A 14,852-nucleotide genomic window follows, 5' to 3' on the forward strand; every position below is an offset into this window, starting at 1 on the left:
GCAACGTGGAGCGCGGCTCCCCAGGTGCGGTCGGTCGTCACCACACGTTCCTCGGCGGCAGGACCGGCGCAGTCGCCCGGCCGCGCTGGAGGGGGATCCACCGCAGCAGGAGCAGGGCCAGCCCGATCAGCCCGTCCACGGCGAGCAGGCCCCAGTTCAGCATGGTGAACACGTGTACCTGCGCCTGGGTGACGCCGGGCAGCTCGCCCAGCCGGACGATCGACGTCCACTGGTACCGCGTGCCGGTCAGGAGCAGCGTCAGCCACACCGCGATGACCTGCGAGGCGTCCCAGAGGGCGTGCAGCAGGACCACCACGATGTACCAGCCGAGCAGCGCCGCCCGCGGCCGGGGCCGTCCACTCCGGCTGCGTGCGGCGGTCGCGAACAGGACGCCGCCCAGCAGCGCGGTCCACAGCCCGTGCCCGACGGGAGCGAGCACCGCGCGCAAGGCCTCCGTCTCGACCAGGTCGAGCAGCGACAAGCCATGGGAGGTGAACAGCGCGTTGAAGGCGTATCCGGCGCTCTCGAGCGCGGCGAAGCCGAAGCCCACGGTCGCGCCGAGCACCATGCCGTCGCGCGCGGTGTAGAAGGGCAGGCGCCGGGCGACCAGCCACAAAGCGGCCAGCTTGACACCCTCCTCGATCAGGCCGATCGCCGGATAGGTCCAACCCGACGCGTGGGCCAGGAACGCCGACTCCAGGACTGAGGCGCCCAGAACGCCGAGCACGCCGCCGTACACGAACGCGGTGAAGACGCGCTGGGCGGTGATCACGGCGTCGCCGTGCCGGAACGCGAAGGCGACGAACGTGACTGGAACCAGGAAGCTGCCGACCAGGATGATGGTCGGGATCAGATTCGTGTTGCCGGTGACGAACGTGACGACCACGGTCGCCACCCAGAGCACCGACCCGCCGAGGAAGATCCGGATCCAGCTCGGGCCGGACCGCGGCCGTCTGATCGAGGCTTGGGGTACGACGTCGGCAGGGATCATCCACAATGGCTGCACAGCAGGCTCCTTCCGGGGGGGTTCCCGTCCAGGATGTGCGCTGCCGACCGTCACTGTCGTCCTGGCCAGCGGCCATTCCGGCTACCTGCTGGCTGGAATCCCGGCGTCGGGTCAGCCGCCGTCGACCGGGAGCTCGGCGCTGAGCGTGGTGCCCTGGCCAGGCGGGCTGACCAGCGCGATCGTGCCGGAGAGCGCCTCGACGCGGTCGGCGAGCCCGAGCAGCCCGGAGCCCTCGCCCGTCGAGGCGCCGCCCACGCCGTCATCGCCGACCTGCAGCCGCAGCATCCCGTCGGCCAGGTGCGCCCGCACGGTCACGGTCGTGGCGTGGGCGTGCTTGGCCGTGTTCGTGAGCGATTCGGAGACCACGTAGTAGGCGGCCACCTCCACGGGTTCGGGCAGCCGGCCGGGTACATCCAGCTCCAGCTCCACCGGTACGGCGCTGCGGCGGGCCAGGGTTTTCAACGCCGGGCCCAGTCCGGCCTCGCTCAGGATCGCCGGATGGATGCCTCTGGAGATCTCGCGCAGTTCGTCGACCGCCTCGCCCAGCCCCTCGGCCAGCCGGTCGAGCGGCTCGGCGAGCTCGTGCCGGTCGGGCGGCAGCCCGGCCTGGGTGGCCCGCACTTCCAGCACGAGCGAGACCAACCGCTGCTGGATGCCGTCGTGCAGGTCGCGTTCGATGCGGCGGCGGGCCTGGTCGGCGGAGGTGACAATACGCGAGCGGGAGGCGGCCAACTCCTCCTGCTGCCGGGCGAGGGTGACCGCCATCGTGTTGAAGCCGCGTTCCAGCACGCCTACCTCGCCGGCGCCGCGCTCGGACACGCGTGCCTGGAGATCGCCGTCCGCCAGCCGCCGGGTCGCTCCGGCCACCCGCCGTACCGGAACCACCACCGCGCGGGTGAGATAGCCGGAGTAGGCGCCGATCAGGGCGACCGACGCGATCAGGCCCGACACTCCCACGGCGCTCGCGCGATGTGCCGCGGCATCGGAGCGCTGCTGCTCGGTCCTGGCCATCGACAACGCGGCGGCCACCAGCGCGTCGAAGTCCGCGCGCATCGCGTCCACGCGGCGCTTGCCCTCGGCGATTTCCGCCGTCCGCGCCCTGGCCGGGTCGCGACGTATGGCCTCCACCAGGGGGACGGAGTAGTCGTTGAGGTAGGAAGTGCCGGCCGCGGTGATCGTCCGGGCCCGCGCACGCTGGGCGGGGGTGTCCGCCACGAGCCGCTCCAGCGTGCTCGCCTGGCCGGGAAACGCCGCGATGGCCTCGTGCCAGGGCTGGAGGAAGGCCTCCTGATCGGTGAGGGCGAAGCCGCGCTGGCCCGCCTCCATGTCGATGATCAGACGTTCCAGCCGGTTGGCCATCGTCAGGACCGCTGCGGAGCGCTGCTCGCGAAGCCGGACGTCGCGCAGGTCGGCGATCGAGGCCAGCAGCACCGCGAAGGCCCCGCCCACGATCAGCGCGAGCACGGCTCCGGCCGCCACCGTGCGTACGGTCAGACCGCGGCTGACGTCGCCCGCTGGTCGGAGTGACCGGCCAAGGAACATTCCCGGAGTGTACCGACACGACGATTAGGTCGGGATAATGCCTGTATGCCCGGTACGCAGGTGGTTCTCGCTGACGACGACGTTCTGCTGCGCGAGGGGCTCGCCAGCCTCCTGCAGCGTTCCGGTCTGGAAGTGATCGGCCAGGCCGGCGATGCCGGGCAGTTGCTGGCGCTGGTACGGGAGACGCGGCCGCAGCTCGCCATCGTGGACATCCGGATGCCGCCGACCAACACCGTCGAGGGGCTGCAGGCGGCCGCGCAGATCCGCGAGGAACATCCCGAGATCGGCATCCTGGTGCTGTCGGCGCACGCCGAGGCCGAGCACGCCATGCAGCTGCTGGCCAGCGGCGGTGGGATCGGTTACCTGCTCAAGAGCCGGGTGACCGATGTGGAGGAGTTCGTCGACACGGCGCGGCGGATCGCCAAGGGCGGCTCGGTCGTGGATCCGGCGCTCGTCCAGGAGCTGGTGTCGGCCCGACGCCGCGACGATCCCCTCGACGTGCTCAGCGCCAGGGAACGCGAGGTGCTGTCGCTGATGGCCGAGGGCCGCTCCAACGCGGGCATCGCCCGGCGGCTGTGGGTGACCGAGGGCACAGTGGAGAAGCACGTGCGCAGCATTCTCACCAAGCTCGGGCTGGCCGAGACCGATGACGACCACCGCCGGGTACTGGCCGTTCTCACGTTCCTCGAGGCTCGCTGAGCAACTGCCGGATGGCCGGCCCGGACAGCCCCGACTTGGGCAGGAACCCGATCGCCGGGCTCTCCTCGACCAGCTGCCCCAGGTCGGCGGCGTCCCGGGTGGAAATCATGATGACCGGAACCTCCTCCAGCCGGCTCGCCACGTCGAAGCCGCTCTCCTCACCCAGCCCGACGTCGACCAGCGCCACGTCCGGCCGCAGTGCCGAGGCCAGGGACTCGGCCTCGGCGCCGGTCGTGGCCACGCCGACGACCCGGACGTCCTGCAGTTCCAGCAGTCGGCGCGCGGCATCCATGAACCGCCGGCTGTCATCGACGATCAGGCAGCGCAATTCCACGACCCCAGGCTGCCACCCGCGTCAGGCGTCCGACATTCCCGCTAGCTGGAAGCTCTTCGCCTGTGCCACCGGATGAGCCGCGCGTCACCCGTACGGCGACCCCCGGAGGTGTTGTGCGGCGGATCAGGCAGCGGTGGCCGGACCTGGGAACAAGGGCTGGCAGGCACGCATGGTCACGTCAGCTGCAAGCGCGGGATTACCGCTGGCCGGTAGCGCGATTGGGCGCTGACGTTGACGACTCCCTCCCCTCCGCTTGCTGGGATTGGCGGGTGCAGGCGACCGGGAAGGCGGTCGCCGCGATCCGGGAGGAGCCGCACCATGGGAGCGACGGCTGGCACTTCGTCCGGGGTGATCCGCAGCCTGATTCCGGCGCGACTGGATCGGCTGGCATGGACGCCTTTTCACACTCGGCTCGTTGTGGCGCTCGGCGTGGCATGGGTGCTCGACGGCTTGGAGATCACTATCGCCAGTTCGGTGACCGGTGTGCTGAGCCAGCCGGACACCCTTGACCTGTCGGCGACCGCCGTCGGGGCCATCGCGACCGTGTACCTCGTCGGCGAGGTGGTCGGCGCCCTGGTCTTCGGCCGGCTGTCTGACCGGTTGGGCCGCCGCAACCTCTTCACCGTGACCTTGCTGGTGTACCTGGTCGGCAGCGGCCTGACCGCATTCACGTTCGGTCACGGCACCGGCTGGATCGTCTACCTGTTCGCCACCCGCTTCATCGCGGGCATGGGCATCGGCGGTGAGTACGCCGCGATCAACTCGGCGATCGACGAGATGATCCCGGCGCGCTACCGGGGTCAGATCGACATCGGCGTCAACGGGACATACTGGGCCGGCGCCATCCTCGGCACCCTGGGCACGCTGGTCCTGCTGCACGTGCTGTCCCCGGCGATCGGCTGGCGACTGGCGTTCCTGCTCGGCCCCGTTCTGGCCGTCTTCGTGGTGTACGTGCGGCGCAACCTGCCGGAAAGCCCTCGCTGGCTGCTCATGCACGGCCGCGCGGCCGAGGCGGAGCGCGCCATGGCCGCCATCGAGGCGCAGTACGGCTCGCCCGGCGTCTTGCCGCCCGTGGACGACAGCCGCGCGATCGAGGTCAGGCCGGAGCGGGTCGGCTATCGCGTCCTGCTGCGGGTGCTGTTCGTCGACCACTGGCGGCGTTCGGTGCTCGCCGCCACCTTGATGATCACTCAGTCGTTTCTGTACAACGCGATCTTCTTCACGTACGCACTGGTGCTGACCCATTTCTACGGCGTACGCGCGACCGACGCGCCGATCTACCTGATCGGGTTCGCGGCTGGGAACCTGCTCGGCCCCCTCACCATCGGCCGGCTGTTCGACACCGTCGGCCGTAAGCAGATGATCGCCGGTACCTACATCGTGTCCGGCGCGCTCCTGGCGATCACCGCTGTCCTGTTCGACCAGGGCGTCCTGACCGCGGCCACCCAGACCGTGGCCTGGTGCGTGATCTTCTTCTTCGCGTCGGCCGGCGCCAGCTCCGCCTACCTGTCGGTGAGCGAGATCTTCCCACTCGAGGTGCGTGCCCAGGCGATCGCGGTGTTCTTCGCCATCGCGCAGTGCTTCGGCGCGATCGGCCCCGTGCTGTACGGCAACCTCATCGGCACCGGCGCCGACCCGTCCCGGCTGTTCGCCGGGTACCTCATCGGCGGCGCGGTCATGGTCGTCGGCGGCATCGTCGAGATCCTGCTCGGGGTCCGCGCCGAACGCCAACCGCTGGAGGAGATCGCCCGCCCGCTGTCCGCGGTCCCCAGCATGGCCGGGCCGCGTGCGACGGGCGCCACGACGCCGTTTCTCCCGCGCGGCGGCTCCTAAGACGCCTCCCGCGGGCCCGTGGTCTCCGTCTGCCGCGCCCTGCGCAAAAAACGGCGCCGATGACGTTGAGGTGCGCGGACCGGAGGTGCCGGTGGTCCCGGACCGGGCAGCTCGGGAGGGGTCCCGCCAGAGCCTGGATACGCTCTGGCCATGCGACGCCCGACTGTGGTGGGCACCCTGTTTCTGCTGCTGTGCGGCTGTGCGGGGTCGCCCACGGCCACTTCTCCGGTTCAGCCGAGTGCTACGCCCTCAGCCACGATCTCCACCGCGGCTCCGACTCCGAGTGCGACGACGTCGGCTACGCCATCGCCATCGCCATCGCCGTTTGAGCCGCTCACGACGGATCGGCGGGACTGCTTCGATGGGGTCTGCACGATACGCGTGAAGAAGGGGACGAGGTTCCCGCTCGACGCTGACGCGTTCGGACTGGAGCTGTTCGTCGTGACCGCCGTCGGCCCAGGGGGAATCGAGTGTGAGCTTTACGTCCGGCCCCGCGGGGCGTTCACGCTCGCCCTCAAGAAGCCTGGTCAGAGTGCGGCGGGTCAGTTCCGCGTTTCGACGTGGGTGACGCTGCTGTCGATCGACAAGAAGACCGCGGTGATCGCCCTGGGGCACACCACGCCACCGTGAGTACCGCGGCTGACCGATGGGGTGACGCCGCTGCAGCCCCTTACCGCCCTGCTAGGGTTGTCCCAGTCGCCCGGACCCGCCTTGGCCTGGGCATCCGACGTTTTCCTCCGCCCGGTGCCGGGGGCGGCGGCGAGGGCGCGTGTCCCGTCCCACCGCAGTCCTGGACGTCCCCCGGCGGGCCAGGGGCCGCACCTCTTCTGTATCACTCAGGCGCCGGCGACCCCTCAGATGGCTCGCCACGCCGCGCGGCGATGAAGGACACCCTCATGCCCCGCGCCGCTACCGGCTACCTTCCCCTGCTGCGCAGCCCCGGCGTTGCCGCCTTCTTCTTCGCCGCCGCTGTCGGCCGCGTCGGCATCGCCATGACCGGCCTCGGCCTGGTCTGGTTGCTGCACGCCCGCACCGGCTCCTATGGCACCGCCGGCCTGGCCACCGCCGGATTCGCCCTCGCCGAAGCCCTGATCGGCCCGCATCTGGCCCGTCTGGTCGACCAGTTCGGCCAGACCCGCGTCCTGCCGTTCTCCCTTCTCGCCCACGGCGCCGCCATCGCCGGCGTCCTTGCAGCCACCACCCCCACCGCCGCGATCACCGCCGCCACCTGCGCCGGAGCGGTCGTCCCCCAGCTCGGCGCCCTGTCCGCAGCCCGCTGGGCCCACCTGCTGCGCGGCGATCGGGCCGACGAGCTGCCCACCGCCTTCTCCCTGGAATCTCTGGCCAATGCCACCGCCTTCCTCCTCGGGCCGGTCCTGGTCACCTCGCTCGGCGCGGTCGGCGACGCGGCCCTGGCCAGCACCATTGCCGCGGCCCTGATCCTCGGCGGGGGAGGGGCGCTGGCCGCTCAGGGCCGCACCGTGCCACCGCCCGCCCGCGAGCACGCCGAACGTGCCCGCACCGGACGCACCCTGCTGCAGCCGACCTTCCTCCTCCTCGCCCTGCTCAACCTGGCCATCGGGCTGTACTTCGGCACCATGGGGGTCGCGGTCAGTTCCTTCGCCATCAGCCACGGGATTCCCGGCGCGGCCGCGCCGATCATCGCCGCCTCCAGCCTCAGCGGGCTGCTCTCCGGCTGGCTCTACGGGCTGCGACGGCACCCCGCCCCACCACGTCGCCAACTCGTCGTCGCCACCGCCTGTCTGACGGGCGGGGCGCTGCTGCTTCCCCTTGCGCCGTCCGCCGTCTGGCTCGGCGCGGCGGTGGTGGTCACGGAGGCGGCGGTACCGCCCACGCTCGTCCTGCTGAACGTGCTCACGGAGAAGGCCGTCCACCCAGCCGTCCTCACCCAGGCCTTCACCTGGAACAACTCCGCCAGTGCGGCCGGTTCGGCACTGGCGGCGTCCCTCGCCGGGCGCGCCGCCGACGCGTGGGGCGCCTCGGCCGCCCTCGCGCAGGCCCCTGCGGCCGGGCTCGTCCTCCTCGTCTGCTCGCTCGTCCTGTCACTTGGTGCCCGGCGGCCGGGCGGAGCCCGAGGACGTTGAAACGAAGGCGTCGTGCCTTGGCCATAATTTGACTACTCTTTGCTGCTTGCCATTAGCTGTACGTCACCATCAGGTGGTGGCGCTTTGACCTGCCAGGAGGATCGTGCTCACCTCAGGGCGTATCTGCTGGAAGCGGTTCCTGCTCGTGCTGGGCCCGGCGATCGCCGTCGCCGGCCTGCTGGCGGCCGCCATGTCCCACGGGGCCGTGGGAGCGACGATGGTCGTCTCCGGGAGGTCGTACAAGATCTCCGCGAAGACGTTCAAGGTCAACGGGTTCGCCCAGTACGGGCGGACGCTCACCACCGGGACCGGCTCCCGCGTGCCCGTCATGACCGTGCAGGCCAAGTCGGGGCTGGTCTACGACATGTGCCAGAGCATGCTGATGGACACACCGGTCGGGACCGTCACGCTCAAGCTGCGCGCGGGACACGGAGGCAAGCCTGCCGTCGCCACCGACATGCTGGCCGACGCGACCCGCGTCAGCGGCGACACCACTTTTGTCGGATTCGAGGGCGGCGTCGACGCCGGTGTCGTCTCCACCGTGCCGGGCGTGTCCGGTACGCCCGGTACGTACGGGCAGCGGGCCGACAAGGTCGTCATCCGTGGATTCAGACAGGTCACCTGGGGGACCGCCACGGCCACCTTCGATCTGCCCGGCCTCACGGTGGACGTCGAGCGTGGCAGGCGCGAATGCTTCTGAAACGCGGACCGGCGGGCGGGCCGCCTCAGCCGGGCGGCCCGGCGCGGTGGGCGCGGCTCTGGGGCGGTTTCGGGCGGTGGCGGCGGGCGCGGCCGTTCTGGGGCGGGGGTCTGGTCCTGCTGGCGGGCGTCGAGCTGATCGCCGTCCCGTGGGCGACCAGCAGCCTGCCGGTGGTCGTCCGCGCGGGCTCGGCCGGGGCGACGTACCTGCTCGGGCTGGTGCTGGCTCTGCTCGGCGTGCTGCTCTGGGCGCAACCCGCGCACCGTGTCTTCTACGGTCTGGTGGCCACGTTGCTGGCGCTGGCGTCGTTCGTCTACTCCAACCTCGGCGGGTTCGGGCTGGGCCTGCTCCTCGGCCTGGTCGGCGGCGCGCTCGGCACCGCCTGGAGGCCCGTTGCCGCGAGCCCTGAACCGCCCCCGGCCAGGCGGGTCCTGGCCGTGGTGCCGGTGCTGCTCGCGGTGCCGATCGCCCCGTCCGGCGCCGGACCTGCGACCGTGCGCGAGCCGGTCGTGCTGACGGCGGCCAGGATGACGCTGACCGGCGCCCGGTTCGACGGCGTGACCAGGCTGCGGACAGGATCGGGCAGCCGGGACATGCTCCGGTTCACCGTGGACCACGCCGTGCTCGACGCCCCCAGGCAGACGGGCGGCGGAGTCGCGTCACGGGCCGCGCGGCTGACGCTCGGCCCCCATGTCGTGGTGTACATGCGCACCCTCTACGGCCGCCCGGCGGGCCTGGCGCCGGTGCAGCTCAGCGCGGACCATCCCACCCTCGTCACGCTGGCGCTGCGGACGCTGCCCACGTTGCCACGGATCACTCTCACCCATGTCGTGGTCGGCGAGCCCATCGTCCGGGCGGGAACGGCCCGGCTCGTCGCGCCCGACGTCTCAGCACATCCCTAGGAGTTCCCGATGCACCCGGCAAGGCGCGAAACTTCGGCGCAAAGCGGCATCGACGACCTGCCGCAAATCCGGCCCGGCACGCAGTGGTGGACTTTCACCATCCATCTGCGCGACGACGGTGGCGAGTTCGGGCTGACCGTCTTCTTCGTCCGTCACCAAATCCGGCGGCCTGACGGCACGCCGCTCGAGTCCCATGCCGTGCTCTGGTACCGCAGCGATCCCCGTACAACGTCTCACGAGGGCGAATCCTGGCTGGACGAGGGGTCCGGCGAGCTTGCACAGGTGCTTCTGCACGCCGACGAGGTCACGGATCCGCGGATCAAGCGGGCGTTCATCGAGGCGCTGGCGCGGGGCGACCTGCCCCTGCCCGATCGGCGGCTGCCCCATCCGGTCCGCATCGGGCAGGACGGGCTGGACCTGGACTTCGGCGGGGTCGCCCGCCTCCGCAAGGAGCGCGACGGCACGTACCTGCTCGAAGCCGACGGTGACCGGAGCGGCTTCCACCTGCGCCTGACCCCGGACAAGCCCGTGATCGCGCAGGTGGACGGGGACGTGCGCGCCTACTGCCTGACACGCCTGACGGTGACGGGATCCGTCAGCGGCGAGCGTGAGTCCGCCGTACGCGGCCACGCCTGGTACCGGCACGGTTCCGGCGACCACTGGCGAAGCGACGTCGAACCCGCCTGGGAATGGGTCGGCCTGCGCCTCGACAACGGGTGGGACGTGTCGGTGCTGCGCGGCATGCTCGTCGACGCCGTCAAGGGCACGAGCATGCCCGCCGGAGTGCACGGTGTGCTGAGCTCTCCGGACGGCGAACGCCTCAGCGTGCCCGCCGTCCTGCGCGGCTCGGCGGCCTGGACGTCGCTGTCCACGCTCAACACCTACGACACCGTCTGGGACGTGGACATCGCCTCGCACCAGCTGAGCCTCCGCGTTCGCACGTGGTTCCCGGAGCAGGAGATCCGGTCGCTGCTGTTCGGCTCGGGAATCCTGGAGGCTTACGTCAGCGTCGAAGGGACCATGGCCGGGCGGCCCGTGACCGGACAGGGCTGCCTCGAAGTGTGGCCCGCGAACCGGATCGCCGACATCGAACGATTCGTCCTGCGGGCCCGCGACCTCGCCAACGCCTCGATCGACGAGATCTACCCCGAATCGCCCGAGGCGTCCATGCTGGCCGGCTTGGCGGGAGTGGAAGATCGCCCCGAGCTCCTGGAGGGCGTGAACCTCACAGACCTCCACGACACACTCGTCCGTCCCATCCGCTACGCGGTGGAGGGCGCCGGCAAGAGCTGGCGCACCTACGCGGCCCTCGCGGCCCTGGGGATGCTGCGCGCCGAGACCAGAGCACACCACCAGTCCGTGGCGGGCGCGTTCGAGATCATGCACACCGCCTGCCTGGTGGTCGACGACGTCGAGGACCGCTCGCCCGTACGCCGCGGCCGCGCGGCCGTCCACATGGTGTTCGGGGAGGCGACCGCCATCAACGCCGGCACCGCCGCCTACTTCGTCTACGACAAACTGCTGCGCCGTACCGTGCCCGACGACGAGTCGCTGCGCCTGCGCATCCACGAGATCTTCCTGCAGGTCATGCACGCCGCACACGCGGGCCAGGCACTCGACATCGCCGGGCACCGGGCCGCGATGGACGAAGCCGTCGCCACCGGCGAGGCCGAGCCGCTGCTGCGCCGCATCCGTGCCGTCCACCGCCTCAAGACCGCCAGCGTCCCGCGCGGCATGGCGCAGATCTGCGGCCTGTTCGCTGGTGCCACCCCCGGCCAGCTCCTGGCCATGGCCGACTACTTCGAGGCCATCGGGCTGGCGTACCAGATCACCGACGACGTGGCCGACCTGCGCGGCGTCACCGCGCCGCTGTCCGGCGGCGGCCATCGGCCGACCAAACACGTGGCCGAGGACCTGCGCGCGGGCAAGGTCACGATGCCGCTTGCCCACGCGGTCGCCCTGCTCCCCGCGACGGACATCCGGCGCATCTGGCACACGGTACGCGACGGCGACGCACACCCCGCGGCCGTCACGGAGATCGCCCGGACACTGGAGGACTGCGGGGCGGTCCAGGCCTGCGAAAGGGAGGCGAACGGGTACGTCACGCGGGCGTGGGAGTCGTTGCAGGGCCTGCTACCGGTGACCCATGAATCGATCATGGTTTGCGCCTTGGGCGCGTACATGGCCCGCCGGGAACGCGAGTGATGCCGCCTTCCTCCAAGCGCCTTCACTGGTAGGCGGATGCCTGGAGGTCGTACAAGTGGGCGTAGCGGCCGGCGAGCGCGATGAGCTCGGCGTGCGTGCCGCACTCGATGATTCGCCCGCCGTCGAGCACGACGATCAGGTCGGCCATCCGGATGGTGGCGAATCGGTGCGAGACCAGCAGGGTGATGCCGCCGGTGGCGTGCTGCCACTCCCGGGCTGCCTCCGCGTACCGCTGGTAGACCTCGTACTCGCTGGCCGCGTCCAGTGCGGCTGTCGGCTCGTCGAGTACGGCGAGGAGCGGTGTGGATCGCATGAAGGCCCGCGACAGGGCGATCTTCTGCCATTGGCCACCGGAGAGCTCCACGCCGTCGCCGAGGGCCTTGCCGAGGCGGGTCGCCTCGCCCTCCGGCAGGCGGGCGAACACCTGGGCGGCGCCGCCCTTCTCGGCGGCTTCCGCGATCTCGTGCATCCTGGGCAGGTTGCCCACGCCGACGGCCTCGCGGGCCAGGAACGGGAACCGGCTGAAGTCCTGGAAGGCCGAGGTCACGCGTTCCCGCCAGGCCGCGGGATCCATCTCGGGGAGGGGCGCCCCGTCCACGGTGATGGTTCCGCTGGTCGGCCGGTGAAACCCGCACAGCAGCTTGACCAGCGTCGTCTTACCGCTGCCGTGGTCGCCGACCAGCGCCACCGTGGCCCCGGACGGGAGATGCAGGTCGATGCCGCGCAGCACGGGCGGGCCGCCGTACGAGAAGTCCACGCCGGAGAGGGTGATGCCGTCGCGGAGCCGGTCGGGCGGGGAGAGCGTGCCGCTGGAGCTCGCCGCGTACAGGTCGCGCAACCACAGGTAGTGGCCGGCCATGGTGAGGCCGCGGCCGGCGAGGGTGAGCGCATGGGTGAGCAGGTCGAGCTGGCCCCTGATCTGGCCGCCGAGTGTGGCCACCAGCAGCAGCGCGCCCGGACTGACCGCGCCGGACAGGGCCAGCTGGACGGTGAGGAACAGCGCCCCGAGGAAGGCCGCCACGAAGATGAGCGAGCCGATCAGGGTGAGGCCACCGGTGGCGAGCGTGGCCCGCCAGAGGATCGCGGTCCGCTCCTCGCGCAGGCGGCGCGCGATCGCGGCGGCATGGGCGCCGGAGGTGCCGAGCCGGAGCTCCTTGGCCGAGTTCGCCTCGGTGATCATCGTGAAGAGGTGCTGTTCGGCCCGGTTGCGCTCGGCGGTCTCCGCCCTGGCGGCCTCGGTCCTGCGCGAAGTGGTCCGGGTGAGCAGGATCGACGGCACCGCGAACAGCGGCAGCGCGAGCAGCACTGGATGGACCCTGGCCAGCAGGACCGTGGTGATGACCAGCCAGAGCCCGCTCTGCACCACGCTCAGGGCGGCCAGTCCGGTGGTGACGGTTCGCTGGCCGAGCCCGCGGATCTGCTCGAGCCGGCGGAGCGAGTCGGTGTCCTCCAGGTGCGCGGTGGTCGGCAGGGTCGCGCACCACCGGATGATCCGCCGGTCCAGTACGGTGCCGACCTCGCTGCCCAGCAGGCCGGCCTGGACCTGAATGACCCGGCCGCCGGCCAGGACGAAGGCGCCCGCCGTCGCCGCGCAGAGCGCCCCGCCGATGAGCAGCGGCCTGGACCCGGTGAGCACGCCGTCCACGATCCATTGCAGGCCGAGGGCGGTCAGCCCGGGGGTGATCGCGCCCAGCGGGGTCAGGACGAACAGCAGCCAGGTGCGTCCCGGCGCATGGCGCAGGCACTCGGTCACCAGAGTACGGATCTCGGCGAACCTCATGCGCTCTCCTTGAACTGCTGGGCCTGGAGATGGAACATTCGCGCGTACTCCCCGCCGGCGGCGAGCAGCTCGTCGTGGGTCCCGTCCTCGGTGATCCGCCCGCCGGACAGCACGACGATCCGGTCCGCCTTCCGCACGGTGGAGAACCGGTGCGAGATCAGGACGACGGTCGCCTGGCCGCGTACGTGGCGGATGCGGTCGAAGGCCTCCAGCTCGGCCTCGATGTCCAGGTTGGCGGTCGGCTCGTCCAGCACGAGCAGCCGCGCTCCGCAGGCGGCGGCCAGCGCCGCCCGGGCAAGCGCTATCTTCTGCCACTGGCCACCGGACAGGTCGCCGCCGTCGGCGTACTTGGGGGAGAGCACCGTCTCCCAGCCCTTGGCCAGCTTTTCGATCATCTTGGTCGCGTCCACCGCTGAGGCCGCCGCCTCGACCTGCTCCCGCGTGGCATCCGGCGCCGCGATCCTGATGTTCTCGTACGCGCTCAGCTCGTACCGGTTGAAGTCCTGATAGACCGCATACGCCGCGGGCTCGGTGACCACGGTGCCGCTCCGCGGGCGGTACTGGCCGGTGAGGAGCTTGGCGAGGGTGGTCTTCCCCGCCCCGTTCACGCCGACGACCGCGACCACCTCGCCGGGCCGGAGGGTCAATGTCACGCCAGTCAGTACGCGGACCTCTCCGTACCCGAAGTCCACGTCCCGAAGGGCGATCTCTCCGGTGCCGTCCGGTCCGGGCGGCGGCTCCAGGCCGGGGGCGAGCGCGCGAATCCGGGTGACCGCGTCCACGGCGGGCATCGCGACCTCGTCCATGTCCTCGCCCTGGCTCGACATGGAGATGACGAACATGGCGGAGACCGCGCCGATCGTCGCGGCGATCCGGCCGACCGACACCTCACCGGAGGTGGCCACCGCCACGTACACCACCGAAGCGGTCGCCGCCCAACCGAGGAAGACCGACATCTCGCGCCGGAGCAGAGCCACCCTTGACTCGATGACCCGCCGCATGGCGTCGGCGATGTTCTCCTGCGAGTGTTTCTCGATCCAGTCGGTCAGCCCGAAGATCCGCACCTCCTTGGCGTCCCGGTTGTCCGACATCATCGCGGACCACGCGCGCCCGCGCATCGCGGCCGGCATGGTGCCCGACACCACCCTGAAGAACTCCCGCCACCTGCCGGCTCGGTAACGGCCCAGCAACAGCGCTGCCACGGCCGTCGCCGGACCCCACCACCACACCACCTGGGAGAGCACCAGCATCGCCGTGACCAGTCCGGCCATGGTCAGCCCGGCCCGGAACCGGCCCACCGCCGCCGCACCGATGCCCTCGTCGGTCCAGGTCAGCAGCGGCGAACGCATGGTGGTCAGCTCATCCTGGACCGCGACGTCCTCCACCCGATCCAGGGTCGGCAGCGCCAGCACGCGGGAGGTCAGCTCTTCTCGGACCGCGGCGTCGATCCGCCGCCCCACCCGCTCGGCCAGCGGCCGGCTCATCGAGCGGAGCACGTTACCGGTGACCAGCAGCGCGCCGAGCAGTGCGAGCATCGTCCCGATGCCGCTCGCGGCGGCACCCTGCCGAGCTGCGCTCTGTGCCAGGAGGCCCACCAACTCACCGGTAACCAGGGCCACGGCGGTCGGTTCCACCAAGAGGAACAGTTCGAGGAGGGAGAGCGCCGCCAGCCACGGCCAGCCGGCCAGCACGAGAAAACCCAGGAGCCGGCGCTTGGGGGATGAAGGCACAAACCGCACCCTACGG

Annotated in this window: 13 protein-coding genes; 8 read left to right on the forward strand and 5 right to left on the reverse strand. The window is 71.2% G+C overall.

Annotated features, from left to right (window positions below):
• Nucleotides 1–37 precede the first annotated feature (37 nt).
• The gene (locus ABN273_RS09355) at nt 38–1,006 is read right to left on the reverse strand and encodes a PrsW family intramembrane metalloprotease (protein WP_349448274.1); all 969 of its coding nucleotides are present in this window, start codon (nt 1,004–1,006) and stop codon (nt 38–40) included.
• A gap of 111 nt (nt 1,007–1,117) precedes the next feature.
• Complete coding sequence (locus ABN273_RS09360) at nt 1,118–2,548, reverse strand: CHASE3 domain-containing protein (protein WP_349448275.1); 1,431 nt, start codon at nt 2,546–2,548, stop codon at nt 1,118–1,120.
• A 45-nt stretch (nt 2,549–2,593) separates the two neighbouring features.
• Here ABN273_RS09360 and ABN273_RS09365 point away from each other — a divergent pair, with 45 nt between their 5' ends.
• A complete protein-coding gene (locus ABN273_RS09365; RefSeq protein WP_349448276.1) occupies nt 2,594–3,247 on the forward strand; it encodes a response regulator in 654 nt (217 codons plus the stop codon).
• On the opposite strand, the gene ABN273_RS09370 is transcribed toward ABN273_RS09365, so the two are convergent.
• The gene (locus ABN273_RS09370) at nt 3,225–3,581 is read right to left on the reverse strand and encodes a response regulator (RefSeq protein WP_349448277.1); all 357 of its coding nucleotides are present in this window, start codon (nt 3,579–3,581) and stop codon (nt 3,225–3,227) included. The genes ABN273_RS09365 and ABN273_RS09370 overlap by 23 nt on opposite strands.
• Nucleotides 3,582–3,899: 318 nt before the next feature.
• On the opposite strand from ABN273_RS09370, the gene ABN273_RS09375 reads away from it, so the two are divergent.
• From ABN273_RS09375 to ABN273_RS09405, 7 genes are all read left to right on the forward strand, one after another.
• A complete protein-coding gene (locus tag ABN273_RS09375; protein ID WP_349448278.1) occupies nt 3,900–5,414 on the forward strand; it encodes an MFS transporter in 1,515 nt (504 codons plus the stop codon).
• Between the two features lie 191 nt (nt 5,415–5,605).
• Nucleotides 5,606–5,743: a hypothetical protein gene (locus tag ABN273_RS09380; protein ID WP_349448279.1), complete on the forward strand. Its 138-nt coding sequence runs from the start codon at nt 5,606–5,608 to the stop codon at nt 5,741–5,743.
• Nucleotides 5,744–5,795: 52 nt separating this feature from the next.
• Complete coding sequence (locus ABN273_RS09385; RefSeq protein WP_349448280.1) at nt 5,796–6,044, forward strand: hypothetical protein; 249 nt, start codon at nt 5,796–5,798, stop codon at nt 6,042–6,044.
• Nucleotides 6,045–6,310: 266 nt separating this feature from the next.
• Nucleotides 6,311–7,519, forward strand: a complete 1,209-nt coding sequence (locus ABN273_RS09390; RefSeq protein ID WP_349448281.1) for an MFS transporter — start codon at nt 6,311–6,313, stop codon at nt 7,517–7,519.
• A 103-nt stretch (nt 7,520–7,622) separates the two neighbouring features.
• Nucleotides 7,623–8,219 carry a DUF6230 family protein gene (locus ABN273_RS09395; protein WP_349448282.1) on the forward strand — a complete coding sequence of 199 codons (597 nt, stop codon included), beginning with the start codon at nt 7,623–7,625 and terminating at the stop codon, nt 8,217–8,219.
• A complete protein-coding gene (locus tag ABN273_RS09400) occupies nt 8,210–9,121 on the forward strand; it encodes a DUF6114 domain-containing protein (RefSeq protein WP_349448283.1) in 912 nt (303 codons plus the stop codon). The genes ABN273_RS09395 and ABN273_RS09400 overlap by 10 nt, the downstream gene beginning before the upstream one ends.
• 9 nt (nt 9,122–9,130) lie before the next feature.
• Nucleotides 9,131–11,326 (forward strand): polyprenyl synthetase family protein, encoded by a 2,196-nt coding sequence (locus ABN273_RS09405; RefSeq protein ID WP_349448284.1) that lies wholly within the window; start codon nt 9,131–9,133, stop codon nt 11,324–11,326.
• A 22-nt stretch (nt 11,327–11,348) separates the two neighbouring features.
• On the opposite strand, the gene ABN273_RS09410 is transcribed toward ABN273_RS09405, so the two are convergent.
• Nucleotides 11,349–13,106 (reverse strand): ABC transporter ATP-binding protein, encoded by a 1,758-nt coding sequence (locus tag ABN273_RS09410; protein ID WP_349448285.1) that lies wholly within the window; start codon nt 13,104–13,106, stop codon nt 11,349–11,351.
• Nucleotides 13,103–14,836: an ATP-binding cassette domain-containing protein gene (locus ABN273_RS09415; RefSeq protein WP_349448286.1), complete on the reverse strand. Its 1,734-nt coding sequence runs from the start codon at nt 14,834–14,836 to the stop codon at nt 13,103–13,105. The genes ABN273_RS09410 and ABN273_RS09415 overlap by 4 nt, the downstream gene beginning before the upstream one ends.
• Nucleotides 14,837–14,852 lie beyond the last annotated feature (16 nt).

Origin of the sequence: Nonomuraea sp. B19D2, from assembly GCF_040137845.1 — a bacterium.
Lineage (GTDB): Bacteria > Actinomycetota > Actinomycetes > Streptosporangiales > Streptosporangiaceae > Nonomuraea.